The organism is Oceanobacillus sp. AG, assembly GCF_009746545.1.
GTDB lineage: Bacteria > Bacillota > Bacilli > Bacillales > Amphibacillaceae > Oceanobacillus > Oceanobacillus indicireducens.
This window is the reverse complement of sequence record NZ_WOWT01000002.1, coordinates 240,766-266,886: the sequence shown is the minus strand read 5'-3', so window position 1 is coordinate 266,886 and position 26,121 is coordinate 240,766. Positions and strand designations below refer to the sequence as shown.

The window sequence follows — 26,121 nt, the reverse complement described above, 5'->3', positions numbered from 1 at the left end:
TCTCCAACCTTTCACATTTGATTTACGGGCTGTTCCGATTTCAGGAATATTCGACACCTATCTCCTCGAATGATACTAATTGTTAAAACTACAGGTTCTTCGTTAAATTGCTTTGCAATTCTTGTTATTTTCAAAGCTGGAGTCACTGGTTCTACATCTAACTGGCTTGCCTCATATTCATCCACGATCACAGGATCTATATAACTTTCCGCATTAACAATCTTGATACCATATTCATCAGCTAGTAAATCATGTAACCTCCCATCAAATGTATGATCGGTAAAATTCGGAACTAAGTCAGAAGCTATATACGATTTTTCAATTGCTACTGGTTCTTCGTTGGACAATTGAATATATCTGATACGAGATAATTCATATACTTTCTGTGTAGCGTCAATTCTTAATGACTCCCTGACAAAATCAGACGGTTCAATCTCCTTTAGCTTAACCAAAACGTGTTTATTCCCTAACTCTCTAGGTAAATAGAAATTTATGAAGTCTGCGGCAAGTTTCGGTTTCGAAACAAATGTCCCTCTGCCTTGTTTACGGTATAGTAAACCTTCTCTAACTAATGGTAATATTGCCTGCCTAACAGTTGATCTGCTGATATTATATTGTTCAGCTAACTCAATCTCATTTGGTATTTTTTCTTCCGGCTTCCAAACTCCCTTACTAATATTTTCTTTTATCAACTCTTTTAATTGGTAATACAAAGGAATTCCGTTATTCTCATCCATGTAATAACCCCCTCATACTTTATTTGCTGATTGAATTAAACGACTTACTTTCTCATCCAAGATGTCTTTACTATTTTCCACTTGTTTTTTCTTATTTAAATATAATTTTTGGTCTTCAACTAAGTTATTTTTCAATCTTTTTAACTGAAGTTTCACCTCAGATGGCGCAGGTCCTCCAAGTGTTTTCTTTTTCGATACATTTTGAAGAGGTTCTAATGCTAATTCAATAAGACCCTTCGAAAGGCTACCATCTTCCCCAACAACACTTTTATAAGCATATTGTAATATTTCTTGGTCATTATCATTTAATAATTCACTAGAGTTAATTTTTTGATTAACAAATTTAGCAACAACACCATGTGCCATTCTAAATGATAAACCTTCTTCTCTCACCAACATATTAGCTAATTCAGTAACTGTAGAAAAATTAGAAGCACAGCGTTTATATGCTAAATCTCTGTCCACTTTAATAGATGTTACAGTTACTTTCATTAAGATAAGTGCCTTCTTGGCTTCTTCTAATGCATCTTCAAAAAACTTTATACTTTCCACGCTACTATCTCTTGTATGACCGAATGGCGTATTTTTCAACGAACTGGAAGCCGAAACATATGCACCCTGTATATGTGCTGATTTAGCTTTAATATGTTCTAAAATAATTGGATTCTTTTTCTGTGGCATGATGCTGCTAACAGCAGCTATAGAATCCTCTAGTTCTATTAGTGAAAATTCTGCAGTAGTCCAAATATAAAAGTCATGGCTGAGCCTACTTAATGTTATTAATGTCGTATTTAGAGCTGAAAGAATTTCTAAAACAAAATCTCTAGAAGCTACACTATCTAAAGAGTTAAAGGTAATGTTATCGAAACCTAGTAATTCTGCTGTAAAAATCCTATCGATTGGAAACGATGTAGAAGCAATTGCTGCGGATCCTAATGGACTGAAATTAAGATTCTTATACGCATGTTCTAACCTTGAAAAATCTCTTTCCAACGAGAACAATATTCCGGAAATGTAATGTGCAAAAGTTATCGGTTCGGCTGGTTGCATATGTGTGTAGCCTGACATTACAACATCTACATTCTCATCCGCCAAATTTATAAGGCCACTACGTAATTCGTTTAAATCATTTAAAATTCCCAACACTTTTTCCCTAGTATTCATTCTAAACACCGTTGCATTTAAGTCATTCCTACTTCGGCCAGTGTGTAAACTTCCACCAATCTCCATTCCCAATTTTTCTACGATATAATTCTCGATATTGAAATATAAATCTTCAAGTTCTGGATTAATTTCTAAAATTCCATCTCCTGTTTCCTCCATTTCGTTTAATACTTCCAGTATCACCTTACCTTTCTCTTCATTAATGATGTTTTCATTAACTAACATGATAAGATGCGCCTTACTCGCAATAATCATGTTCATAAAATAATTATTAATATCATTTTGAATACTTGGAACGAAAATATTCTCAACGATTTCCTCTAACGGCTTTGTTTTTAATCTTTCTCTCATTCTTAACCCCTCCAAATGATATTTTTATAAATAATACCTTTGTACATATGTTAGTATGTACGTACAAAGTATTTGAAAAAATATTACCACGAGTTTAATTGAAACGCAATACTTTTTATAATAAAACTTTATTTAATTATCGGTATTTTTTAAAAATATTGATGACTTTAATTTCTTTCTTCGCTATTACATACCCCTTCATTACATAACGAAATAAAACGTTAACATCTGCAATCAATAAACAAGCCTGTACTGTTTCCTTATCCCGCACAAACTTACCAATTAAATAACCAGAGTCAAACAGAAAACTCCTCCCCCCTCTTACTTCAAACCTCTTTATACACGCTCTAATACGCTTAAATCTAGTGAGTGTATCAATCGTTTCCAGGCCATGTGCAGCAGCTACTATGTTTTTCCCTATCCTAGATGTGAAGATTATCTTTAATACCGTGACATTCACATCCAATGCCCCTTGTTTTTGATTCCTCTGGATTAAATGATGTTATGATTATTGTAAAAATTGATTACTATTCAATAAAAGCACCCTTCCGCAATAAGTCCCGTTAACGAAACAAAAGAAAGGTTTTAACTGACTCAAAAATACGGTCCGACCAAAGCAGAGGAAGGCAGTATGAATAGATGATGCACTGTTAGGAGTTAGTTAAGGAGTGAGCGCCATGACGTAGGTTGCATCATACATCTTACATACTTATTTGAAGAGATTCCAAATATGAACACAACAGATCAAATTAATTTCCGCCTATCCCACCGCTGATCTCAATTTTTCATCACCTTCGCATTCCACAGACACAACGTTTCAATCTATCAAATCTGCTTAACAATTATCTCTATCACTCCATGTATAATATTTTTTCATCAACAGGATCGACAATATTCGCTAACAATACCGAATAATGTCGAACGATTTTTAGAGGAAATACTTCAATTTCCCTTTACTTTCCGCTAATAATTTCCTATATTGTAAATAATGGGATATGCTTATAGTCCTAAAAAATTAACACCCCACTTCCTTTAGACTCACTTCACCCCTTTTTGCTGTTAATAGTCGATTATAAGTATAAATACATATACGAGGGAGATATTAACATGATGGAGAAACAGAAGTTTACGTTTGAGGAAATCTTTGAACAGAACGAACGCCGCATCCACTATCACCTCCACAAGTTAAACATCCGAGACCCCCACCATGAATTTTTCCAAGAAGGTTTAATTGGAATGTGGAAAGCTTATGAAAAGTATCAACCAAATAAAGGTCCGCTAGGTACGTATTTCAACTTCATGATTCGCAATCGCCTAATTGATTCGATTCGAAAAGAAAGTCGTAGAATAGAAAAAGAAGTGCTTGCCTCTAAAGACGAAGAAGGAGCATTCGATACAGAAATATTCCATAAGGCAAACAATGCAACCCTTGAGGGATCAAGTTTAGACGAACATTTAAAACATAACTCCGATCTTTGGAAACACATCAGAGACTTATTAACGGAGAAGCAATGGAAATGGCTAAAGTATTATGTAATTGAGGACCTGACAATAAAAGAAATTGCAAAACAAGAAGAGGCCTCTATTGAAGCAGTGAAAGGCTGGGCGAAAGAGGCGAGGAGGAAACTGAGGAAAGATACGGGTTTGAAGAAATTTATTTTAAATGATCTGGAGACGTAGAAGAGTAGTGTATAGAGTGTAGATTCATAGAATGAAACATATACGAGGGAAGCAATTGAATCTAGTGCTTCCCTCGATTTCTTTGACATGCTTACCATCAAAATGAGGATAAGTTTTGCAGTCAATTTTCTGGGCAATTAGGTGTAGCTAGTGAGTAGTTACTATAGTAAAAAGGAAGAAAAAGGCAGCATGATTTACACCTCACCTACACACATCTTCTACACGGACAAAAGTTAAGTCAGTGGTGGCGGATCTCCATATTTAAATATTATCTTTGGCTTAATCATCAACATTTATTGTATATAAATCCCCCGCATTTACTGGCTAATTCCGTCCGAAAAACTCAATTAATCCTTTATACAACGTCCTATCATTAGCTTTATAATAAACAGCTACCTCTAAAATCCCCTCCTTATAACCCAAGCTAAAAATATATAGTCTCCATAATCAAAAACGCTATACTTATTATAAATAGTTGATTGCTATTCAATTAAAACAGTCTTCTGTAAATCCTCGTTAACAAAACAACATTCCACTTGGTTGATGATGGATGCGTCCAGGTGTTTGCGAAAGTGAGTCATCAGGGATGCATCAAACGGCGTTTCCTCTTGAAAGGCAAAAAGACCAATAAAGTATTGAAGATACGGATTTTCCGTTATCTATGCAATTCATAGGATCAGATTGATCCGTCAATGTATCAATCAAACGTGTCTATGAGATCCCCCCTCACTCTTCGTACAATAATATCTCTTTTAATTCTATTTGTTCCACACACCAATTGACCTTTTCAGGATTAATATGTTCCTGTTTTCTCTTCCATCGCTTTCAAAACTCCCATCGATAAGGCATATGGAATGAGTTGTTTTGGATCATTCTCTTCTAACATTAAGACCTTTTCTACCAGTTGTCTTAGAGGTTTCTTTAACGCGGTTTCCTGAACAGACCTTAAAGTGTTCGGGCTTATAACTAATATCAACCGATGGATTTAATGTAACAGTTAAAATCATTCCAACACCTCTCCCTTAAGAAAAAGCAAGAACAGGGAATATAAAGCTTTTGTGCTTCACGCCCTGTTCCTGCTTTTTTATAATCTTTCCGCCTAGGCTTTACCATAACTTTTACAAATTAATATTTTCTCGATTACCGCTTCTTTCATTGCTGCTTTTGCAGGGCACATGTATTTTCGTATGTCCGTTTCGTTTGGATTTTCAATTAAAGACTCACGTAAAGCTTTAGTAAAAGGTTTTTTCAGTTCGGTAGATACATTTACCTTTGCACATCCCAATGAAATACATTTACGAACATCACTTTTAGAAATTCCTGAGGCTTCATGAAGAAACAATTGGGATATCAATTAAATTTTTAATTTTTTCTAAACGCTCAAAATCGATTTTAGGCTCCGTTTCATAAACACCATGCCCTGTTCCAATAGTTACTGCTCCTATTTACAATTGGATAAAGGCATATCAAGATAAAAACTGATATGCCCTCAAACTTTTGCCGATTCATTAATTAAGCAACTTCATTTTGCTCTTTCTTTTCATATTCCTTGTTTCGTTTTTTCATTTCTTTAACATACCAAGTGAAAAGTCCTATATATGCTGCCAGGGCTGCTAATGCAGCTAGAACTGAACTGAACTCAAATCCATCACTTGCTTTCCCCACCAAAATAGCTATAAACTTCTCAACAGGGCCTTCAAGTGTGGAATGCGTAATAAGTGCCCCGCCTTCTATTCCAGATGGCATTGCGCCAACATTGGCTGCAACATCCGTAACGAATGGTGCGATTGCTGTCCCTGACCATAGGAATACTGGAATCATAATTACACCGATCAAAATCATACGAATAATTTTACCACGGCAAACAACTAGCAATGCTGGAGTTAAACCGATAGCAATGATACCACCTAACGGAAGAATACCGTTGCCGGGTAAGAACAAGGCAATAATTAGCATAATTGGGGCTAAAACGTTAGCCGCAGCCCACATTTCCGGACGAGCCGCCAGGAATGGCCAGTCAATACCAATATTGAATGTTCTTCCTTTTAGACGTTTACTCATAAAATCGGTAATTCCCTTTGAAATCGGTTCCATCGCAGAAATAAACCATGTTCCAACAATAGAGAATAGCTCAAGTGCAGTACCGCCAATAAATGCTAAGGCAAAAATTTCTGTTGCTGATTGTTGTCCTAGGAGACCAACAAACGCGCCTAGATAGATACCAATTGCAAATTTACTTCCCCAGAAACCAATTTTCTCATTAAGCCAAGCTGCATCAAAGTCATATTTATCAAGGAAAGGTAAGACTTTATCGAAAAATCTATCAAACAGCATAATTAATGGGTTTAATAGAAAGTTCATATGAGTTGTTGTTGTCGGGTTTGATTTAGGCATACTCAATAGATCATTAAATGTAGGTTTCATTACATCGGCATTGATAAACTTCATAACACCCAGCACAACAACAAGTACAGTTGCAATGAAAAGATTGTTAGAATAATACATTACCAGTAAACCTGTAATAGACAAGTGCCAAAAATTAAATATATCAACATCGAGTGTATTCGTTTTGTTCATAAGGATTAAAACAAGGTTCACAATAACAAGAATCATTAAGAAGAACAAGGTATATGCAGAGCCCCAAGTAATTGTTGCAAGAGGGGCCCAACCCACATCGGTAATGTTCAATTCAATCCCAGTGGATTTTACGAAATCTTCTAAAGCGGGAGCAAAGTTGCTTGTTAGGATATTGATAACTGCACCCATTCCTGTTAAAGCAATGGCTAGTTTCAGACCACCCTCGAGGGCTTTACTTACCTTTACTTTCATCAGAATTGCAAGTAAGGAAAGTAAAATGAACATCATTGGTGCTGCACCAAGGTCAATGATTGGCTGGAAAATAGCATTAGCAAATTTGATTATTGCATCCATTGGTTATTGCTCTCCTTTCCAGAGATTATTATTTTCCTAACTCCTTGATAACGCTTTCTATTTCGGAAAAAACAGGGTCAGCCATAGCTGGAATACGATATAATATCGGACCAGCTTCAACTGTAGGTATTTTTACCTCGAAACTGAAATTAATTTTTGAAATCGGGGTAAAAATATCATACTCATCGATCATGTTCTTCGTAATGTCTTTTACTACAACTGCGTCAACTTTAACCTTATAACCTCTTTTCTTCATTTCCTCCTCGATAGCTGACTTGATTTGATGGCTTGAATTAATACCTGCTCCACAGGCTGCTAAAATTTTAATCATTATTCATCTCTCCCTATTAAAAATTTATAAATAGATTCAGCTGTGTCCAATTGTTCCAATGTCCTCATGTTCTCTTTATTTGTTATAAAAGCCATAATATTTGATAGTACATCTGTTTGATTTGTTTTTTCATTATTAATGATGAAAAATAGATATTTTACTCTTAATGTCTCATCAGGGTTAATCATATTATGAAACGTAATTTGATTATTCAATTTCACAAATACGACTGCTTTACTTTTACAATACTCTGTCTCCGTATGAGGTATCGCTACATTTGGCAATTGTTCAGCAACCGGTGCCAAATCTAATCCTGTTGGGTAATTCTTTTCTCTTTCTATAATTGCATCAGTAAACTGTTCATTTACAAGATCTTTCTTTAATAGAAAAGCACCAATTTCTTTAAAAACTTCTTCCTGTGTCTGAGCATCACTTTTTAAAATAAGTTCTCTATCATACAATGTATCAACTAACATCGACAATCCTCCTTCCCCAAAAGTGAGGAAGTTCTTTTATTTCCTCACTAATCGTGATACTCACCGCGATCCCATTTTTCAATGAATTCATCGAAGTATTTTTGATTATTCATTTGCTCTGTGTTATCTGCCAAAGCATCTATTTTTTCTATCATTCTTTCGTTTTCCTCTGTTTTGTTATATTCTGTTTCTAAAAACACATCTATAATATTCTCTATTAATCCCATTCCTACAATACGGCCACCTACAGCAATAACATTTGCATTAAGGTTTTCCCTAGCATATCTTGCTGTTTCCACATCAGCTACAAGTGCAGCACGTGCACCTCTCACCTTATTAGCGCTTACAGAAATACCTACTCCAGTTCCGCAAACTACAATTCCAAGGTCTGCTTCCCCAGAAACAACTTTTTCCGCTGTTTTCTTTCCGTATATTGGATAATGGGTACGCTCCTTATCATACGTTCCATTATCTATCACTTCATGATTTTTTTCCTTTAGGTACTTAACGAGATGGTTTTTCTCTTCAGTTACAATATGGTCGCACCCAATTGAAATCTTCATTTCCACTTCACTCCTAACACATTTTATTTAACATATCTACACGGATTTGATGTCGCCCACCGTCATAATCAGCTTCTATAAATGTTTTTGCTATTTTTTCTGCGAGTTTCTCCCCGACAATACCTGAACCAATAGTAATAATGCTTGTATTATTATGTCCGCGTGTCATAAAAGCTGAGTGTTCGTCTGTTGTATTCGCACAAATAATTCCTTTGTATTTGTTCGCTACCATTGACGGACCGACACCATATTCATCAATTACAATTCCCCTATCTGCTTTATTACCCTTGATTGAATCTATCACTCTAGTCGTTGCCTCAAAGAAATCCACCTCTTTTTCAGGTGTTTCATCGTAAACATGATATCCATGTTCGGTGAGGTAGTCTTTCAGATGCTCTTTTAATTCAAAGCCTTTAGTATCACTGCCAATCGCTATTTTCATCCTCTTTCCTCCTAACTTTTTTCTTTTATAATTTTACATTTACCACGATAATAAGCTTCATATTGGGGTTTAATTTTCCAATCTGTAATAACCGCAGTAACATCAGTGACATTACTTAATACTTGAAATGCTTCAATCCCGAATTTTGTGTTGTCAACTAAAACATAGTTTTCATCCGAGTTATTTAGGATAATTTGATGTATAACTCCTTCTTCTTCCTCTGCGGTAGTAATGTAATTACCTTTGATTCCATTAGCTCCGATAAAAACCTTATTAACTTTGATATCTTGAATCATCTTCCTAGTAAAATACCCAATAAAACTTCCTGTTCTTTCACGAAGTTTCCCACCAATCAATATAAGATCAAATCGGGAATCACTTTTAAAACGGTTAAAAATTGATATGGAGTTTGTGATAACCTTTACTGTATTTACATTAATAAAATCATATATATACTCTGTAGTTGTCCCTGCACCTATAAAAATAACATCTTCTTCTTCGATCAATCTTGCCGCTATCTTTGCGATATGTTTCTTTTCCTCAATGTTCAAGGACTTTTTCTGAATATGCGACAGTTCTATATATTGGCTGTTTTGCTTTTGAAGTTTCTTCGCGCCCCCATGGACTCTTACAATCAAACCATTATCTTCCAACTCTACTAAATCACGCCTAATCGTCATCTCTGCAACACCCAGCAACTCGGAAGCTTCGGAAACCTTCAAAAATCCCTTTTCTTCAACTAAATTAAAAATTTGTCGTTGGCGGTTACTCTTCAGCATCTCTTCCCTCCTTACATCCGCACAGGTTGTTTTAAAGTGTTTGTTTTTGTTTACTAATGTTATTATAAACTAGGAAAGCGTTTTATTCAAGCATTAAAATGTTTGTTCAAACATTTTTCACAACTGTACTTTATAAATACTATGAATTTTAGTAAAAATAAAAGAAGCTATCTAAATTAAAGATAGCTTCTTCTGTTAGTAACCTGGGAAATATCCTTTTTCCTTCCAGCCCTTCAAAAATAAGTATAAACCATGGTTATCATGAGTCTCCTTTGTTACAAAGTGCGCTTTTTCTTTTACAATGTCAGGCGCATTCTTCATTGCAATTGGAATCGAACACAATTCGAACATCGTCAAATCATTCTCACCATCACCAATCGCCATTACTTCAGTTGCGGTTAAGTTAAATTGTCTAAGTAACACGTTTAAGCCTGTCGCTTTGGAAACGTTCTCTCTCATCATTTCGACATTATGCAAGGTGGAAGATGATGTAGAAAATAGTTTGATTTGTTTCATGTTATCAAGCATTTCTTTCCACATCTCAATTTTTTCGAGGTACATACTAAAAAAATATATCTTAACAATATTTTTGTAATCTAGTTGATTCACCCAGCTAATACCTGATTCAATTGCTTTTTGTCTTGAAAAATATTCATTTTCTTTTAAAGTATCAGGCACTGATTGTTCGATTTCTGTTTCCATCATTTTTCTATCTTTTTCTAAAGCATGTCTACCACATTGTTGAGAATGGACTTCATAATATACCTTGTATTTCTGTGCAAGCGCTATTACATGTTCTACTAATCTATCATCCAAATGATACTGCATAACTTCTTTTTCTCGTGTATAACATCCCATTCCATTAGATGTTACTGCACCGTCGTAAGGAAAATCATTCGGTATGATCTCTTCTATTTCTTTCCTTGTTCTTCCTGTTACTAGAAATATTTTTATACCTTTTTTGCGTAGTTCGGATAATATTTCAATGGTATTTTCTTGGATTTGATTTTTTGAATCGAGAAGCGTTCCATCCATATCTAAAGCAATCGCTGTTATTCTCATATTGGTTATATCTCCTTCTTAGCTTTTATAAAAAAGTTTAAAGAGTCGAAACGAATACTATTTTTCTCTCTCGTAAATCGTTACTCCTTTTACAACGCAATTAATACGTCCGTATGGACTTGGGTTATCTGGTGCAATATCTAGTTGGAGCGACTTCTTAGTGGCTAACGCTTGGGCAAAGATAATATATAGCTTCTAAATCAAAATCACTTTCGATTGTTTGATCCCCTTTATTCGCCTCCCCCAGTCTGCTAGCTCTTTTGTTTCTTCATTAACTTTATCTGCTAAAGCAATCACATGTATTTTGTCGTCTTCTGCTGCTATTTCTCTTAAAATGTCCATATCATATTTTCGTGTCATGAGATAAAAATAAAAATAAAACAACAACAGTCCTCTCATTTAAAAATTGATTTTAGCCCATATCGGAACCCCAATTGTAGAGAACTGACCATTTTTCCATATGGCTGGTTGTTGATAAATTTCCCGTTGCAGCAATAAGCGCATTTCTCTCCAAGTTCTTCTTGTGATATGTTAAACATTTCTAGAACCTCCCAATTATTTGTCCTAAAATGGTTATGATGTAATGACCAGTTAGGTAATTGAAAGCTTACTTATATTCGCCTATGATTCCACCTAAGTTAACTCAACTGTGTAACCATTTTATCACCACGAGCAACACTTATCGTATACTCCACTAACTTGTCATCATGATAAGCCAAGTGCTTGACTAACATTGCCGGCTGACCCTCTTGTGTTTCTGAATTTTTCTTGCCGTATTGTTGTTGCATTAAAATGCTCAGTAACTCTTGTGACTCCTTTCTTATATTTATCAATAAAAAACATCATACATCAGTTTATCAAGTAAATCTTTTTCTTTTAATTAAGGGAACACGGTGCATGATAAAAATGAAGTTTCATACACCAATGGTTCATCATCCGCCAGTCGAATTCTTTTAATTTGATAGACGTTATCTAGTATTTCGAGCTTCATTTTATCTGCAAAATGTTTTCAACAGCAATCTTTTTAAACGATATTACTTTAGTAGTTGGTTTTTTTGCCCAGTCTTTTCATTTCTTCAGTAAAACTATACAACTTTATAAGTTTTTGATTATAAGATTTAGATGCGACGAACGTTCCTTTACCATGCAACCTATAAATATACCCTTCTCTTTCAAGTTCCTAATGCTTTCCTTATTGATATATCGCATAATTCACGCTCAGATGGTAGTCTATCATGTTCGCGGTAATCACCTTTGTTTATTTTGTAAATCAATTGTTCCATAAACTGTAAATATAGTGGAACTCTATTTTTTCTATTCACGAGAGTAGATCCCCCCTCGGTTATCCCGTTTTACAGTTTTGGTAGCTTATTGCCACAAGTGGTTATTACCACACATTTAAAGCATAAGATAAGATCTTAATATTGTAAAGTTATTAGCATATATTTATTAGATTCTGACCCGCTAAATATAAAAATAATGAACGAAAGTAAAGAAAAAAGAGCCACAGTACTATAACTGACTCTTCTTGCATTTCAAGTTCTTTTAAACTTTTTAAAGAAGGATATTTCCAGTGATACTATTGGCGAGTCTAATCTCTTGGATAGTAAACTCTAATCCATTCACTTTCTTTATGATTTAACTCCCTTTTATATACTTCCGTTCGATACATTCTTTCTATATTAAAGTATTCATCCCAGCTCCGATTAAACCTATATGGGTAGATCGAGATTAATTTATATTCTCAATGCAAAATTAAAAAATGTACAAAGATGGATACTGCATAATATACTCTCAAAAGCCCATACACATGAAAATTGCTATGGATTTAAACAAGGACATTCTATTCTAAAAAACGTTTGGAAGGATTATGTATGTAAGATCTATTGAACCAAAAGAAGGTGATAAGAAGCTGAATCGTATAATAATGTACATTGGCCATTTTATGACTAAAAGCCAATATGGTATCGGGTGACTCCATTTTCGATTAAACATCAAATATTAAAAAATAGTTATTAAGCAAGTTGTTTATGGCAAACACAACTAAAAATTGTAGATAATAGCACTGCCTTTTACGCATTTGGCAATTAATGATATCTTATAGGAGTCAACTCTAGATAAAACCTCCTTTGTGGCAATTTCACCTAACTCTTTGCTAGCATGAAATCACTTCGAAGTAGGTTAAGGCATTATATCTTCTTCACTTTACGTATGAATATAAATTACTCTGTGATCCGCCAACAACTTAATATGCTGATTCGCGTATAAAAATTTCTTTTTTCATCATAGTAGTCAGATACCAAAACAAACTCACTGGAATAACTGTTTTTTTGATCCTATGATCTTGTTTCTATTTCATTTATTTACCTAATTGCGGCTTCCCCAATACTCTCCTTACACCGGTCCGAAGTAAATGCAGCGATTGTTTTTGGTTATAGCTTTTAAACGGTTCAGCTCAATAAATTCATTCGGTGCATGCCTTTAAATATAATGTTAGTAAACTTGAAGGAGTCCAAGGGATGAACTACCATAAGATGACAGTTATCGGGGAAGCTGATTGTGCAGGGTCAAGCTTTCGAAACGTAACAAAGTTTCAATAGTTTTCATCTCCTTTTCTCGTCTATCTGACAAGGAAAGGAGATGAAAATTTTTGAACAAACAAAGAAGTGACATACATTCTGGTTCAAGAGCTCTTCTGCTTTATCTCCGCCTTATTTTCTTCACCATCATACGCCACCTCTTCTTTGCTTACATGATCGACAACCATTGCCTCTCTCCGCAATGATTTAAAAAAAGATATCGTCATTGCTAGTAATTACAATTGAAAATGGAAGCCCTGCGGCGGCTGATACAGTTTGGAGTGGTGTTAATCCCCCTGTTAAATGTAATGCAATTGCTACACCTGCAATGACCATTGCCCATAAAATTTTACTTCTATTCGACGGATTCGTACTTTCTTCGCTGTACATACCTAATACATAAACAGTTGAGTCGGCTGAGGTAACGAAGAAAATAATTACCGAAATAAAAGTCATGAGAATGAGTATTGGTGATGCAGGGAATAACTCTAGAAAATAAAACAAGGCTGTATCCATATTTTCTAAAATTTGATTGGAAAGTTCTGTGTTTCCAAGGTTAATAATGTTGTAGAGGGCGGTTCCACCAAATGTCCCATACCAAATCATCGTGGCAATTGTTGGAACAATCATCGCTCCAAGGATAAATTCCCTAATCGTTCTTCCCTTGGATATACGAGCGAAAAATAGTCCTACAAATACACCAAAGCTAATTGCCCAACCCCAATAGAAGAAATCCCAGCCTGCTTGCCAGCTGTAATCATTAAGAAATGGTTCTAGGTGAAAACTCATGTCTATAAAATTATTTAAGTAATTACCAGTTGATGTAAAAAGTATTTCCATAACCTTAACGGTCGGACCAAGGGAGAAAACCGCTGCTAAGATCATTAAGGCGATTACAATATTAATATTAGATAACCACTTAATTCCCCGCTCTATACCGCTACTTGCTGAAGCAGTAAAGATAATTGTTAGAATAACAATTAAGATAATGTTATTTACTGTGTTATTTGCAATACCATATTCATATTCAAAACCTGCTCCCATTTGGTTTACGCCAAGTCCTAGTGAAGTTGAAATGCCGCTAATTACTGCAAAGATTGCTAAAATATTAATGAATTTTCCAATTGGACCGAATGCCCGCTTCCCTAATAAAGGTTGTAAGGTATGATTGATCAATGGTGGCGTATTTTTTCGATATTGAAAATAGGCCATGATTAACCCAATAATCGCATAGGTTCCCCAGCTATGAAACCCCCAGTGAAAAAACGTATATTGCATTGCAACTTCCGCAGATTCCTTTGTTCCCCCATCACCATATGGTGGTTCCAAGTACATTAATACCGGCTCAGCAACACCCCAGAAGAAAAGACTAATAGCTAGTCCACAACTGTATAACATCGCAATCCATGTAAACGTATTGAACTGGGGACGGTCTGTATCTTTACCTAAACGAATATTCCCGTATTTGGAAAAAGCTACGAATAAACAAGTAACCACAAAGAATAAAGCAACAAACATATAGAACCAACCAAAATACTCCCCGATAAAAGTAAATAAAATATACGAAGCAACATCACCTAGTTTTTCTGGTACAACAATACCAAAACCTACAAATAGAGCAGTAAATGCAAGCGACGCAATAACAACAAAATTTTTCCGCATCCCCATTCCCCTTTAGATTTTATAGATAAGAAACTCCAAGAAAGGATTACGCCTACTACTATTTTAGTAGGCTTCCCTTCCCCTTACTTGTCCCCTTCTGCTGGGATGACCCACTGATCCTTTCCACGAGCAGTTGTTACATATTCTGGCCAACGATAGTGAATAGGAGGTTCATAGTCACACAGCGGCTCTTGCCATTCACTACCCTTTATGCCGCCACCGGTTCTTTCCCTAAATTCATTCTGTGCTTGTTTTAATACTTCCGGTTTCGTTAATAAATCGATAATCGTCATTCCAATTGTTTTGGATGCGCTCTCAATCATTGGATCGATACATTCTCGAATTCCACCCAACGCATTCATCACCCATGCTGGATAAGCATATCCCGGCTTTGGTGACTTTAGTGCCGGTCTACCAATATACAGTCGTACTGTTGGAGCATGCCAGCAATATTCCGTATAATCGTCCGAAGTGAAATGACGTTGGATACCTGGAATTGTTTCCCGAATCTTCTTCTCCGCTTCCTCCGGTGGAATGAGATTTTCAACCTCATCTAAATATGGTTCCTCCATTGGTTCCAATCCAAGGTTTTCTTGAATTTCCTGCGCCACCTTAATCGCATCCCTTTCAAACTTCGGAGGACCAGCAATTTCCAAGTTCTCATATGTGACTGTTGCCATTGTATGGTTTTCAAGGCCTGCTCTGGATTTGGTTATCCATTCTTTCTTCCAGTTACAATGTGCAGATTTAGCGGCACTTTCCGCATTTTGATCAAGGACTTTAACTACATCTTCCGCCATTTTAATGTCTGGAACCCGAATGAAATAGTAGATTTGTGCCATTTGACCAGGGATATTATCTGCAGTTGCTTGTCCGGCATTTAGTATCGTCTCATTCACGCTCCACCCCAAGTTGTGTGGTAGCATGTGTTCCCTAGACATCTTGGATAATGTATACATCTGTACAACTGCATCCGTCGCCCCCGGTGCACGAACTGATGCATGAGATGCCGGGATTGGCGAATCATCTCCAGAAGACAGCCACGTTTCCGGTTCATCACATGTAAACGTGTACATAACGGAGTACGCAACTGCACAATGTGTATTCCATCGTGTCGTGTTACATAATGGCAACATATAAAATGGATGGAAACTAATTGCTGCATCAAGGTCATCATAATATCCTTTCGCAGCGTGAATTGGCTTCGAGCCTCTTACTTTTTCTGCAGGCTCTCCAAAGAATTTTAGTTTTCCTTTAATATCGAATTTCTCCATGACCGCTTTTGCAGCTAGAAATCCTCCAAAGGACCCAATACCCAATGCAGAATGAGGATCTGTGTGTCCGCCTGCGTATTTACTCAAACCATTTCTTGGACGTTCAACCGTATCTGCTGCTTGACAATTTCCTGGTACCGCATCATATTCGGCATACCCGGCAATAACAGGCCCATCGCCATTCTGCCATGTCGCGCAAAAAGCAGTAGGCATACCTCCACTTGCTTCTTCTACAGTAAACCCTTCTTTCTGCAATTGCTTGATATACCACTTGGAGGATTTATATTCTCTCCAAGCCGTTTCCCCATAATTCCATATCTTTTGATTCCAATTAGAAAGTTTGGATTGATTTTTATCTACCCAATCCATGATCATTTGTTTTTCGTCTGTAATCAACTTCTCTCCTAGCGTTGCCATAGTAACCACCTTTTCACCATTTTAATATAAGCACCTACAGGGCTCTATCACTATATATCCTTTTTTCAAAGAAGGGGATATAATTTTTCTAACTTTCTATTCACCCATTAATAGAGTTGCTTCTTTTTCAAATACTTTCTTTCCAGCAATCCAAGTTTCAGTAACAGCAATGTCTTTTATCTCTTCCACTGGCACATCGTAAGGGTTCTTTGATAGAACAGCAAAGTCCGCTAGCTTTCCTTTAGTAATGGAACCAATCAGGTCTTCTTTATTTACCACTTTTGCTGCCTCAATCGTATATCCACGCAATGCTTCTGTAAGAGTGATTTGGTGCTCCTCCCCGATAAGGTTCCCCTGTAAGGTCTTCCGAGTTACGGCCGCATAGATGGCAAGGATAGGATTCGGTGGAGATACTGGTGCATCGGATGATAATACAATTGGAATACCCTTTTCTTTGAACCACCCGTATGGTGAATAATTCCGTCCTAATTCCCCAACCTGACGAATAACTCCTTCCCCATATTGGTACACATGCTGTGGTTGCGGTACCGGCCAAATTCCGAGTTCCTTTATAGCATCCATTTGGGAAGGGTCCGGCAATCCACAGTGCTCAATGCGATGACGACGGTCAAAAGTTTCATTTGCTTGGGCTTCCCTTACCCCATCAATTACAAGCTGAATAGCACTATCCCCTTGAGCATGTGTCAACGTTTGAAATCCTTGCTTGTGCGCTTTGAAGAACATTTCTTTGAAAGTTTCGGGTTCATGATACAAGTATCCTTTCTTTCTAGCATTATCAGCGTAGTTCGTCGAAAGATAAGCGGTACCAGAATTTAATGAACCATCCGCATAAAACTTAATCGACCCAATTGATAGCTGTTTATCACCAAATCCAGAACGGAATCCAAGATGAATGAGTTCATCTAAATAAGTAGATAAGAAGGACATAACAACACGCATTTTTAAATTTCCATTCTTTTTAGCTACATCAAATGATTCTATTTCTTGCTTTGTTACTTGCGGATCATTAATCGTTGTAATTCCAGCCGTCACACACTTTTCTTGCCCGACTTGGATAAGAGTTTGTAAGTTTTCCGGTGTATCTGGCATGTGTATATTCGGCCCATGATTTCCAACAAGTACACCTGATTTTTCAGCAAAAAAATCATTGGCACTATCAAAAAGTTGTCCATTCGGTTTTCCATTATTGTCTCTTCCAATCACGCCTGCTATCGGATCTTTTGTATGTTCATCAATCTCCAACATATTAAGAAAATAATGGTTTACGACGTTCGCGTGCCCACTTGCATGCATAATTTGAACTGGATATTCGGTACTGACCCGATCGAGGTCATCTGCGGTTGGATAACGTTTTTCTTTCAAGTTTCTTTGGTCAAAGCCGAACCCTCGAATAATCGCTCCATCACGTAATCGGTCTGTATGAATCGATAGTTCCCGAACTAAATCATTGATACTTTTTACCTTGGGATAACTTATATCAATCCACGTATGACACATCCCTAACATCATTAAGTGTAAATGCGGATCAATAAATCCTGGTAATAAACATTGACCGTTTAAATTTATTTCTTGGATTTCACTACCTTCAAGAGCGAGCCGACATTCTTCAACAGTACCGGCACAAACAACCCGATCCCCTTTTACCGAAATAGCTTCTACCCGCTCCGTTTCTTCCATCGTTAAAATGCTTCCACCAAAAATTAGAATTGATTGTTCTTTCACAGATACTCCTCCTTGTTGTTTAGCTATGCCTCATATAACTTATATGCAAAAACTATGCCAAGACAGTGTATCCCTTACTTTATAACCTTTTTAGAAATTGACTTATACCAGGTTATACATTTCTGTATAACCCTCTTTTTGATTAACCCTATCAAATTGAGCTTTTTTATTTCTATACAAAAGTGAATAATCTATACAAAATTAAATAACATTTGCTAAGATAGACTAAAGGGGGAATTTTTAATGAATTTGGATAAATATTGGGACTGGGAGGAAATCGTGGATAGTATCAATACAGATGTCATTGTAGCAGACTCTAAAGGAAACATTGTATATTCGAATTCTTCCGTCGAGATTTGGTTAAATATTAAAAAAACGATATCATTGGCCTTTCCGTTATGCAACTGGAAAAAGAGAGAGTGTTCTACCCATCGGTTGTGAAGCGCGTACTAGAAACAGGCGAAAAACAAACACTCATTCAAGAAACTAGAAGTGGTAAAAAGCTGCTTGTTACAGGTAATATTGTTTATAATGACAAGAACAACATCAAATATGTTGTTACCTATGCTCAGGACGTCACCGAATTAGAAAAAATGAAGTTATATGTAAAAATGATAGAAGGTGAAATGGAAACCATTAAAAGTGAACTGAAGGAGTTACAAAGCAAGCAGTCAGCGGCTCCCCATATTATCGCGAAAAGCGAACCAATGAAACATGTCGTTAGTTTAATTAATCGTGTTGCACGTTCCAACACATCCGTTCTTTTAACTGGGGAGTCAGGAGTTGGGAAGACGTTACTAGCTGAATATTTACATAACCAAAGCGGGCGAAAGGGCAAGTTTGTCACGATTAATTGCAGCAGTATCCCTGAGTCCCTGCTTGAATCGGAATTATTCGGTTATGATGCTGGTGCATTTACCGGGGCTAATCCAAAAGGAAAAAAAGGACTGGTTGAAGAGGCGAAAGGCGGTACCTTATTTTTAGACGAGATTGGCGAGTTGCCGATGAATCTTCAAGCGAAACTACTCACTTTTACGCAATCGAAAGAGTTTATCCGTGTTGGTGAAACGACGCCTATATCGTTAGACTTCAGACTTGTCACTGCTACCAATGTCAATTTAAAAGAAAGGATTGAAGATGGGAAATTCCGAGAAGATCTCTATTTCCGCCTTTCCGTCATCCATATTCCGATTCCTCCTTTACGAGAGAGACGAGAAGATTTATTGTCCCTAATTATCGAGCTAACACAAAAATTTAATCAACGGCATCAACAAGAAAAAGTATTGGATCATGCAGTTATTGATCACCTCCTTCATTACAAATGGCCAGGAAATGTCCGTGAATTAGCAAATTTAATGGAGAGATTGGTTTTAACCATTGATGACAATCTCATACAGCAAGAGCATATACCAAAAGAGTTTATTTCCAATTATCAAAAAGAAAACAGCTTGAGATTCCAGGTATTAGAGGAAAAAACCTTACCGGAGATGATGCAAGAGTTGGAAACTCAGATATTGCAAAAAGCTTTCGCAAGCTGCAAAAGTACAACTGAAATGGCACGCCAATTAGGAGTTAGTCAACCTACCGTTGTTCGAAAGCTTCAAAAATACGGTATAAAAAAGACTACCTAGGTATTGTACCCCAAAAGTTAGAGTTAAAAATCTAATTTTTGGGGTATATTTGTATGGCGAAGTATAGTAAAAAAATTAAATTAAAAATGGTAATGAATACATGTTTAGAAGGCAATCTAAGATTATGGTAATTAGCTAAAGAATACAGAATCCCTGCTGAATCCAAGGTCAAAAGATAGGTTCGTTTTTGTCTGTGCGATGTAAACTATTTTGCGCTTACATTTCCCCGGCATCCAGTACAAGCTCAATACCTCGGTTGCGAAACAAAGAACTAAAGAAAAATCAGTTGTTGTGTTTCAGAATGGGCATGAATATGAGTTGGATGTTTAACTGCATATACTCGAGAGGTAATTGGAGGGGACTGAGGTATGCAGGGTCTCTGTTTACGAAAGAAGTTGAGTAGTAGCTTCTATAAATAGAGTTTATACAAAAAAGCCAACGCCAGTGTTCGGTTAGGATTCTTGGTGTTGGCTTTTATAGTTGCGATATTGCACTTACCCCATTGTCCTTATAGCTTCTATATAAAGCTAAATACCAGATTACAAGTTTTGGGGGAGAATTTTATTTGATTTCCCTTAAATTATTTTTCGCAGATAATATTGCTTTATCCTTCTCCATCATTTTCTTGTTAAAATTCTTTAATATTTTATTTTCAGTTTCAGGAGTCCAATAAATTTTCAATTTCTCTCTTGCTCTAGTAATTGCTGTATAAAAAATATTATGCGTTATTTGTTCACCAAACTCATCTGTAATTACAACCTTTACGGATTTGTATTCCAGTCCCTGTGCCTTGTGTATGGAAATTGCATAAGCAACTTGAAACGGCACTATATCATCAGAAGTTCCATCATCATCCTCATCTGTACTTTTATATTTATTTACGGAAAATCGTATAATAGAGTTTGGATTTCCAGATTCATTTATTAATTCAAAATCATACCCAGCTGATTGAAACTCATTAATTGGTCTATCAAGTTGTATATCAAACTGTATTTCCCTTTCAAAAACTTGAATATCAACTATTTTTCCTTTTGAATTGTTATAAATCAAAGGATGAAATCTGTTTGTTTCATTAAATAATATTGGATCACCTATTTTATATATTTGCACTCCCCATGGTACAGGTTTATTAGGGTTGCTACCCTGAAGAAATTTGTTTATATTGTTTATTCCGTAAAGCCCATCATAATTCAAGCAAAGAATTATCTCATCCTCTCTAGTGTGTTCAAAAATAGATTCATCTAAATTAGATGAATAACGATTCCTTGTTATATGTTCAAGTATATCCTCGTCAAGCCTTCTAACTTTCCCCCATACATTTAAAAGGCTTTCACTTTTACTACGATAAGGCTGTTTGAGTTCAAAAACTGATGTTTTAGGAATAAATGAACTAGCAATATTAAACCAGTTACCAAACCTAATTGACTCTATCTGAAATACATCTCCGACTAGCACCAGGAGCCTAAATGTCGATTTATTTATTATGGCACGCATATCTCTATTACTGACAGTACTACATTCGTCTATAATCAGCATATCACAATCTGTATCATAATTGGAATAACTTAAAAATTTCGCCACTGTATAATGCGAACAATTTGAAGCTTGGACTTTCCGTTTTAAATTTTCTACTGCCGGGTTAGTATTTGCTATATATATTTTCTTCTCATCATTAAAGAAATTTGATATATGATTAATTATTGTTGTTTTTCCTGTACCAGCAGCACCGTATATTAAAGCGACTTTGGAATGTTCAAACATGTTTTTTAAAGCAGTTTTCTTCTCTTCACAATCTATTGAATGAGCAGTATTTTGCAACCAGAACTCAACCGAGCTCGAATATCCATCAACACCCTGAGCAGATAATTCAGTTAAGTTTTCAATGATTTTTACTGTGTCATCTTCATAACCTTTTATATATAAGTTACCCCTATATTCTTCAATTTTTCTATTTTGATGTTTTGAATATAATTTATTATTATATTCATTTATTAGTTCATCAATATTTTCAAAATCAGTAATATCTTTTTTACTAGTGTACAGTTGCCCCTCTATTTCTGTATTATTTTTAATCAATCGCGCAAATAACTCATGCTCTCTTCCTGTTATATCTAAACAATCAAATAAATCAATTAGCCTAGGATTATGATCCTTGGGGGATGAATTAAATGGCATTTGATCAAAAGGAATACATTTATAATCTAAATATAAATCGGACAATAAATGACAATTTCTCTGGCTGATTTGACTTTTGATTATCTTATTGTTTAATCTATAAAGTAAATATTTGAGAATATTACTTCCAGGCTGTTTCTTTTTAACTATATCTCTACATTTATCTAACACCTCAAACAGTTTTGGTGTTTTTACCTTTTGAATTATTATTGATTTTACCTCATTATAGTAACTATCTTGTGTATCAATAAAGTCACTAAGACTCATACCAGTCGTAGAAATAAACCTCATTAACCCTTTATATTCTCTATAGCCAGTCGATATTTTAGTCTTGATCCCAAATATGCGTGCAAAGTTATTTAATTCACATGGACGGATAGACACTTCAAAGTCTTCAATAATTTGAATTGGCATTTTCTTTCCTAATATATCTATATTATCGTTCTTAAGCGATAATTTAACTGCATAATTACTAATTATGTCGATATCTGTAAAAGCTATTATTCTATCAAATTTACTAGTTCTTTCATTAGCAGCTGTAAAGGTTACCTCATAATAAATCTTTTGATTTATAAAAAAAGGTTTTACTTTATGTATATAGTATCTATCACGGTAGTCATTAAGGTAACCTCCAGAGGAAGGATGGGAAATTTTTTCTGCTATTTTCTCGTAATACTCTAACAAATTAGAGTCCATATTATTAGGAAACTTGTGGATATTTGACAAAATTTCCATTCCGTATTTTTCATCTAAGAAATTTTTGATTTTCAACATATGTTCATAATACTTGAGCATTAATCTTTCAGAGCTATCTTCATCAAGAGTGTAATGCGATGTTGAAATTTGTAGAAGTTTATGAAACTTATTTAGGAAGTTTAATTCGCTAATAGTTTTCACATAATGATTTGCAGCTTTAATATTATCATATGATAAATCAATAGCCGAACCCTTACTAAAAGCTTTCAATGATGTGTATTCAACCAAGTTTCGTAAGTCAGATAAAATGTTTTGTGATAATATTCCTCTAGCGGAAGCATCCATCATTTCTATATTTTTACATATTTTATTATCAATAATTCTTATATGCTCATCAATATTCATAGTCATTCCTCCATCCATAAACACTACTTTGTATACAGTATAATTGTATCAAAGTTTTAACAAAAAGACAGGAAAATTGTCTCATTTTGATGATTTATCAATAAATAATATACTAATGTACCTTATTTTTGCTTCTTTAGCGTAAAAACTTCGTCAATTCTATCAGTCTAACCCGATGGTAATATTTCCTGTTGTTCTATGAAACGATGTATAAACAATCTGAAAGTCGTCTGACACGTTATATATGATATCTGGATTAACTTTAATTCGTGCAAGCTGGCAAAGAAATGCATGATCCATATATTTACCAAGATTGACAAGCAAGCCTTGTTGTTTCAACTTTTCCACATTCGTAATAGTCATAGCTAATTCATTATCAAATTTATTTACCTTTTCACTTATCTAGTCTCCAGAACCCGCCAATAAGTAAGCACCCTCCATCTGACCAAACAGAAATTGAACCATGATTCACGTTCCAGGACTCTAAAGATCATTATAAACTATTAAAGAGGAAAAAGGTTTAAACGGCAGCTATTGGTGGATTTTCACAATGTCGATAGCTGTTTATATACTTTATACCTGTATTTTGACTTTGTTATTACAGCCATACGATTGAACCAGTGGTGCCATTTTTAGATCCACCTGTGACAAGAAAAATAATCCGGCTATGACAAAGGTGATCCACTTGTCAGAAATAACACTGTCTTAACTACAGCTTTAGCTGCTTGTCCTTTACCGCTGTGCCACTTCTTAAGTGATTACTGAAAGTGTCGGAGTCCCGCCAGTGGAACTTAGAAGTGATAGTCCATGGTCCACTACTGATGCAGATGAAGCCCTAAGATTCTAAACATCCTTAGGTTGAGTTGAGTTCTATTCCTATCATCGTTGCTCATAGGAGAGTCCATTTAATATTGCAATTTAGGACATCTTTGAATAGAAGCGTAATAATTATATTTGAATAATGGAGAACTTATATACTACTAAACTATGAAAATTTGCCTATATATGCTATAATAAAATTTGCCTACTATTACTATGCTAGTAGAATACAATGTTTGAAACTGTCCAATATTATGAACTGAATCGAAATCAATTCGGCCAAGTCTTGAGGAGAAGTTATATTGCTTATTAACGATATCGTTAACAACCAATCTAACCAGTAAGTGAGAGATGAAATCACAATCTTATTCACTAAATCAATCTCCTTGTTATTGACGTTAATAATTACATTGTACCTGAAGAGTTTGAAATCCCCTGGTGACCTGCATATAAAAATAGCCAATAATGTGAGGTCTATGGCCTTGTGTGCAAAAGGAACTATCGTCAGAGACCAGGTCTGCAGTTCCTTTCGCTCCAAAAAGAGGTGTAAATATGCTCAATCCTAAAAAATACGAAACAAAGGGTTATATGCATTTTGATCATAGAATAATAAATATTGAAAAAGTAGAAAGCTATGTTACGGACCAAGATAAAGTCGCTAAACATAGCTTTTTGCCATTTATATTTTATATATCATCCTTTGATAAATATATTGGAAAACCCAATCCCACTAAGAATAATCACCCAATTGCCGATAAGGAACGCGAGATTATGTATGCAGGACATCTCGATGGCTTTATTTATAAATATTACGCTGAACAACTCAATACTAGATATAATATTATCACTGATAAACACAAGATAGACGAGTGCTCAACAGCTTATAGAAATAACAAAAAAAGACATTCCAATATTGAATTCGCGGCTGAAGTAATTAATACCACCGTAAACTACGAGGAAGCATATATTTTAGTCGGAGATTTTACTAAGTTTTTCAATAAAATAAATCACCGATTATTGAAAGAACTCCTGATAGAAGTATTAGATGTAAATAAATTAAGTGATGATTGGTACAATATTTATCGTTCCATTACTAAGTATGGGTATTATGAAAAATCCTTTTTACAAACCATACCTGAAATAGTAAACCGAATTAATAACAAAAAGCACAAGAGCTACTTTAAGAATCTGAGGGAATTCCGTAAATTTCAACGTATGCACCCATGCAAGTATAACCGCGAGAAGTGTGGCATCCCTCAAGGAAGCGCAATCAGCGTAGTATTTGCAAATATTTATGCATTGTACTTTGACATTGCAATGAGGGAGCTTTCGCAGCAATACGATGGTATTTATAGAAGATATTCAGATGACTTCATCATAGTAATCCCAAAGAAGTCCAAGAACGGAACTACTTCAATAAATGAATTTAAAGAAATAGAAAAGAAAATTAGGGATATCTCAGATAAGAATAAAATTGAGTTACAAGAAAGCAAAACCGAGTTATTGGCTTATCGGAATAAACAAATATATCGAATGAACGATTCCGAAAAACATCATCTAGATTATCTTGGCTTTATATTTGATGGTCAAACTGTAAAAATGAGAGGCAAAAGCCCATACAAATTTTACAGAGAAGCATATAAGTTAATTGATTATGCCAAGAAAATTAAATATAAAAAGAACCTATCAAAATTACCCTATAGGAAACAAATCTACGGCTTATATACAGACCTCGGGATTGACCGGGGGGAACATGGTAATTTTATTACATATGCAAAAAGAGCTCAAAAAAAGTTCGATGAGATATCACCGAACACGACTAACCTAATGATGAATCAAATTAAAAATAGAAAGAAAAAGATTGAGAAGCGTTTAGGGGTGAGGATCCATGTGTAAATTCTAAACATGGGCACAGGAACTCTAAAACCCTAGTCTGGGATTTTGAAAACAGTTTGCAATACATCAAAGACAATGGGTGTCAAGTATCCAAAAGTCAGGAGATTTTATAATCAAATCGTTCTTTAATCTCTCCCCTCAGATGGTGTGTACAATTGACTAGTAATGCTAATCACACCAATTTTCTAGTGGTAAGGACGAGGGCCGCTTGTATTGTTGCTTAGGTACTTCTTATATGTATTTTGGTAAAAAGCCTTGTATTCCGAATCGTTGGCGGATCTTATCAGCTGCTTAAATCAAATAATATT

The 26,121-nt window shown here is 35.3% G+C and carries 24 protein-coding genes and 2 pseudogenes; 4 read left to right on the top strand and 22 right to left on the bottom strand.

Translation table 11 applies throughout. The features are described from left to right. Positions 1 to 11: 11 nt before the first annotated feature. The 3 genes from GN217_RS01195 to GN217_RS01185 form a co-directional block, all read right to left on the bottom strand. Positions 12 to 737, bottom strand: coding sequence for a GntR family transcriptional regulator (locus tag GN217_RS01195; RefSeq protein WP_156854465.1), 726 nt, complete (start codon positions 735 to 737; stop codon positions 12 to 14). 12 nt (positions 738 to 749) lie between these two features. Continuing rightward, positions 750 to 2,252 carry an argininosuccinate lyase gene (gene argH / locus GN217_RS01190; protein WP_156854463.1) on the bottom strand — a complete coding sequence of 501 codons (1,503 nt, stop codon included), beginning with the start codon at positions 2,250 to 2,252 and terminating at the stop codon, positions 750 to 752. 136 nt (positions 2,253 to 2,388) lie between these two features. Continuing rightward, positions 2,389 to 2,718 carry a hypothetical protein gene (locus GN217_RS01185; protein WP_156854461.1) on the bottom strand — a complete coding sequence of 110 codons (330 nt, stop codon included), beginning with the start codon at positions 2,716 to 2,718 and terminating at the stop codon, positions 2,389 to 2,391. A 641-nt stretch (positions 2,719 to 3,359) separates the two neighbouring features. Here GN217_RS01185 and GN217_RS01180 point away from each other — a divergent pair. Next, positions 3,360 to 3,932, top strand: coding sequence for a sigma-70 family RNA polymerase sigma factor (locus tag GN217_RS01180; RefSeq protein WP_232334288.1), 573 nt, complete (start codon positions 3,360 to 3,362; stop codon positions 3,930 to 3,932). Between the two features lie 557 nt (positions 3,933 to 4,489). On the opposite strand, the pseudogene GN217_RS01175 reads toward GN217_RS01180, so the two are convergent. The 17 genes and pseudogenes from GN217_RS01175 to GN217_RS01110 all read right to left on the bottom strand — a co-directional run. Next, positions 4,490 to 4,591, bottom strand: a pseudogene (locus tag GN217_RS01175) (transposase); the annotation flags it as partial. 216 nt (positions 4,592 to 4,807) lie between these two features. Continuing rightward, positions 4,808 to 4,939 (bottom strand): annotated as a pseudogene (locus GN217_RS18835) (tagatose-6-phosphate kinase); the annotation flags it as partial. 92 nt (positions 4,940 to 5,031) lie between these two features. Then, positions 5,032 to 5,274, bottom strand: a complete 243-nt coding sequence (locus GN217_RS01170) for a class II fructose-bisphosphate aldolase (RefSeq protein ID WP_255454320.1) — start codon at positions 5,272 to 5,274, stop codon at positions 5,032 to 5,034. Further along, positions 5,261 to 5,362 carry a class II fructose-bisphosphate aldolase gene (locus GN217_RS19130; protein WP_255454322.1) on the bottom strand — a complete coding sequence of 34 codons (102 nt, stop codon included), beginning with the start codon at positions 5,360 to 5,362 and terminating at the stop codon, positions 5,261 to 5,263. Before GN217_RS19130 ends, GN217_RS01170 begins: the two co-directional genes overlap by 14 nt. Before the next feature lie 82 nt (positions 5,363 to 5,444). Continuing rightward, positions 5,445 to 6,863: a PTS galactitol transporter subunit IIC gene (locus GN217_RS01165; protein ID WP_156854459.1), complete on the bottom strand. Its 1,419-nt coding sequence runs from the start codon at positions 6,861 to 6,863 to the stop codon at positions 5,445 to 5,447. A 28-nt stretch (positions 6,864 to 6,891) separates the two neighbouring features. Beyond that, entirely contained in the window at positions 6,892 to 7,194 is a 303-nt protein-coding gene (locus GN217_RS01160) for a PTS fructose transporter subunit IIB (RefSeq protein WP_156854457.1), read from the bottom strand. Continuing rightward, a complete protein-coding gene (locus tag GN217_RS01155) occupies positions 7,194 to 7,670 on the bottom strand; it encodes a PTS sugar transporter subunit IIA (protein WP_156854455.1) in 477 nt (158 codons plus the stop codon). The genes GN217_RS01160 and GN217_RS01155 overlap by 1 nt, the downstream gene beginning before the upstream one ends. A 47-nt stretch (positions 7,671 to 7,717) precedes the next feature. After that, entirely contained in the window at positions 7,718 to 8,233 is a 516-nt protein-coding gene (gene lacB / locus GN217_RS01150) for a galactose-6-phosphate isomerase subunit LacB (RefSeq protein ID WP_156854453.1), read from the bottom strand. 13 nt (positions 8,234 to 8,246) lie between these two features. Continuing rightward, the gene (lacA, locus tag GN217_RS01145) at positions 8,247 to 8,675 is read right to left on the bottom strand and encodes a galactose-6-phosphate isomerase subunit LacA (protein WP_156854451.1); all 429 of its coding nucleotides are present in this window, start codon (positions 8,673 to 8,675) and stop codon (positions 8,247 to 8,249) included. An 11-nt stretch (positions 8,676 to 8,686) separates the two neighbouring features. Then, positions 8,687 to 9,454 (bottom strand): DeoR/GlpR family DNA-binding transcription regulator, encoded by a 768-nt coding sequence (locus tag GN217_RS01140; protein WP_156854450.1) that lies wholly within the window; start codon positions 9,452 to 9,454, stop codon positions 8,687 to 8,689. Positions 9,455 to 9,649: 195 nt separating this feature from the next. Further along, positions 9,650 to 10,516: an HAD family hydrolase gene (locus tag GN217_RS01135; RefSeq protein WP_156854449.1), complete on the bottom strand. Its 867-nt coding sequence runs from the start codon at positions 10,514 to 10,516 to the stop codon at positions 9,650 to 9,652. 195 nt (positions 10,517 to 10,711) lie between these two features. Next, complete coding sequence (locus tag GN217_RS01130; protein WP_156854448.1) at positions 10,712 to 10,876, bottom strand: phosphoheptose isomerase family protein; 165 nt, start codon at positions 10,874 to 10,876, stop codon at positions 10,712 to 10,714. A gap of 278 nt (positions 10,877 to 11,154) precedes the next feature. Next, positions 11,155 to 11,304, bottom strand: coding sequence for a UTRA domain-containing protein (locus GN217_RS18830; RefSeq protein WP_232334287.1), 150 nt, complete (start codon positions 11,302 to 11,304; stop codon positions 11,155 to 11,157). A 92-nt stretch (positions 11,305 to 11,396) separates the two neighbouring features. After that, a complete protein-coding gene (locus tag GN217_RS18825) occupies positions 11,397 to 11,507 on the bottom strand; it encodes a UTRA domain-containing protein (protein WP_232334286.1) in 111 nt (36 codons plus the stop codon). 1,795 nt (positions 11,508 to 13,302) lie between these two features. Continuing rightward, a complete protein-coding gene (locus GN217_RS01120) occupies positions 13,303 to 14,757 on the bottom strand; it encodes a BCCT family transporter (RefSeq protein ID WP_198042547.1) in 1,455 nt (484 codons plus the stop codon). Positions 14,758 to 14,840: 83 nt separating this feature from the next. After that, on the bottom strand, positions 14,841 to 16,448 hold the full coding sequence (locus GN217_RS01115; protein ID WP_232334285.1) for a zinc-binding metallopeptidase family protein: 1,608 nt from the start codon (positions 16,446 to 16,448) through the stop codon (positions 14,841 to 14,843). 96 nt (positions 16,449 to 16,544) lie between these two features. Beyond that, positions 16,545 to 18,191, bottom strand: coding sequence for an amidohydrolase (locus tag GN217_RS01110; RefSeq protein WP_156854446.1), 1,647 nt, complete (start codon positions 18,189 to 18,191; stop codon positions 16,545 to 16,547). A 243-nt stretch (positions 18,192 to 18,434) separates the two neighbouring features. Between GN217_RS01110 and GN217_RS18640 the strand changes: the two genes are divergently transcribed. Both GN217_RS18640 and GN217_RS01105 read left to right on the top strand, forming a co-directional pair. After that, positions 18,435 to 18,632 carry a hypothetical protein gene (locus tag GN217_RS18640; RefSeq protein ID WP_198042546.1) on the top strand — a complete coding sequence of 66 codons (198 nt, stop codon included), beginning with the start codon at positions 18,435 to 18,437 and terminating at the stop codon, positions 18,630 to 18,632. Then, complete coding sequence (locus tag GN217_RS01105; protein WP_198042545.1) at positions 18,629 to 19,822, top strand: sigma-54 interaction domain-containing protein; 1,194 nt, start codon at positions 18,629 to 18,631, stop codon at positions 19,820 to 19,822. Before GN217_RS18640 ends, GN217_RS01105 begins: the two co-directional genes overlap by 4 nt. Positions 19,823 to 20,383: 561 nt before the next feature. On the opposite strand, the gene GN217_RS01100 is transcribed toward GN217_RS01105, so the two are convergent. Both GN217_RS01100 and GN217_RS01095 read right to left on the bottom strand, forming a co-directional pair. Beyond that, positions 20,384 to 23,098 (bottom strand): ATP-dependent DNA helicase, encoded by a 2,715-nt coding sequence (locus GN217_RS01100; RefSeq protein WP_156854444.1) that lies wholly within the window; start codon positions 23,096 to 23,098, stop codon positions 20,384 to 20,386. A 162-nt stretch (positions 23,099 to 23,260) separates the two neighbouring features. Further along, a complete protein-coding gene (locus GN217_RS01095; RefSeq protein WP_156854443.1) occupies positions 23,261 to 23,461 on the bottom strand; it encodes a hypothetical protein in 201 nt (66 codons plus the stop codon). A 1,008-nt stretch (positions 23,462 to 24,469) separates the two neighbouring features. Here GN217_RS01095 and GN217_RS01090 point away from each other — a divergent pair. Beyond that, positions 24,470 to 25,813, top strand: a complete 1,344-nt coding sequence (locus tag GN217_RS01090) for a reverse transcriptase/maturase family protein (protein WP_156854442.1) — start codon at positions 24,470 to 24,472, stop codon at positions 25,811 to 25,813. The last annotated feature ends 308 nt before the right edge of the window (positions 25,814 to 26,121 follow it).

Excerpts from the sequence above, each read along its gene's own strand:
- argH (WP_156854463.1), bottom strand. The coding sequence starts at position 2,252 with ATGAGAGAAAGATTAAAAACAAAGCCGTTAGAGGAAATCGTTGAGAAT.
- GN217_RS01120 (WP_198042547.1), bottom strand. The coding sequence starts at position 14,757 with ATGCGGAAAAATTTTGTTGTTATTGCGTCGCTTGCATTTACTGCTCTA.
- lacB (WP_156854453.1), bottom strand. The coding sequence starts at position 8,233 with ATGAAGATTTCAATTGGGTGCGACCATATTGTAACTGAAGAGAAAAAC.
- GN217_RS18640 (WP_198042546.1), top strand. The coding sequence starts at position 18,435 with ATGAATTTGGATAAATATTGGGACTGGGAGGAAATCGTGGATAGTATC.
- GN217_RS18825 (WP_232334286.1), bottom strand. The coding sequence starts at position 11,507 with ATGAAGCTCGAAATACTAGATAACGTCTATCAAATTAAAAGAATTCGA.
- GN217_RS01160 (WP_156854457.1), bottom strand. The coding sequence starts at position 7,194 with ATGATTAAAATTTTAGCAGCCTGTGGAGCAGGTATTAATTCAAGCCAT.
- GN217_RS01090 (WP_156854442.1), top strand. The coding sequence starts at position 24,470 with ATGCTCAATCCTAAAAAATACGAAACAAAGGGTTATATGCATTTTGAT.
- GN217_RS01095 (WP_156854443.1), bottom strand. The coding sequence starts at position 23,461 with ATGACTATTACGAATGTGGAAAAGTTGAAACAACAAGGCTTGCTTGTC.
- GN217_RS01155 (WP_156854455.1), bottom strand. The coding sequence starts at position 7,670 with ATGTTAGTTGATACATTGTATGATAGAGAACTTATTTTAAAAAGTGAT.
- GN217_RS18830 (WP_232334287.1), bottom strand. The coding sequence starts at position 11,304 with ATGCAACAACAATACGGCAAGAAAAATTCAGAAACACAAGAGGGTCAG.
- GN217_RS01165 (WP_156854459.1), bottom strand. The coding sequence starts at position 6,863 with ATGGATGCAATAATCAAATTTGCTAATGCTATTTTCCAGCCAATCATT.
- lacA (WP_156854451.1), bottom strand. The coding sequence starts at position 8,675 with ATGAAAATAGCGATTGGCAGTGATACTAAAGGCTTTGAATTAAAAGAG.
- GN217_RS01115 (WP_232334285.1), bottom strand. The coding sequence starts at position 16,448 with ATGGCAACGCTAGGAGAGAAGTTGATTACAGACGAAAAACAAATGATC.
- GN217_RS01180 (WP_232334288.1), top strand. The coding sequence starts at position 3,360 with ATGATGGAGAAACAGAAGTTTACGTTTGAGGAAATCTTTGAACAGAAC.
- GN217_RS01100 (WP_156854444.1), bottom strand. The coding sequence starts at position 23,098 with ATGAATATTGATGAGCATATAAGAATTATTGATAATAAAATATGTAAA.
- GN217_RS01195 (WP_156854465.1), bottom strand. The coding sequence starts at position 737 with ATGGATGAGAATAACGGAATTCCTTTGTATTACCAATTAAAAGAGTTG.
- GN217_RS01130 (WP_156854448.1), bottom strand. The coding sequence starts at position 10,876 with ATGACACGAAAATATGATATGGACATTTTAAGAGAAATAGCAGCAGAA.
- GN217_RS01140 (WP_156854450.1), bottom strand. The coding sequence starts at position 9,454 with ATGCTGAAGAGTAACCGCCAACGACAAATTTTTAATTTAGTTGAAGAA.
- GN217_RS01135 (WP_156854449.1), bottom strand. The coding sequence starts at position 10,516 with ATGAGAATAACAGCGATTGCTTTAGATATGGATGGAACGCTTCTCGAT.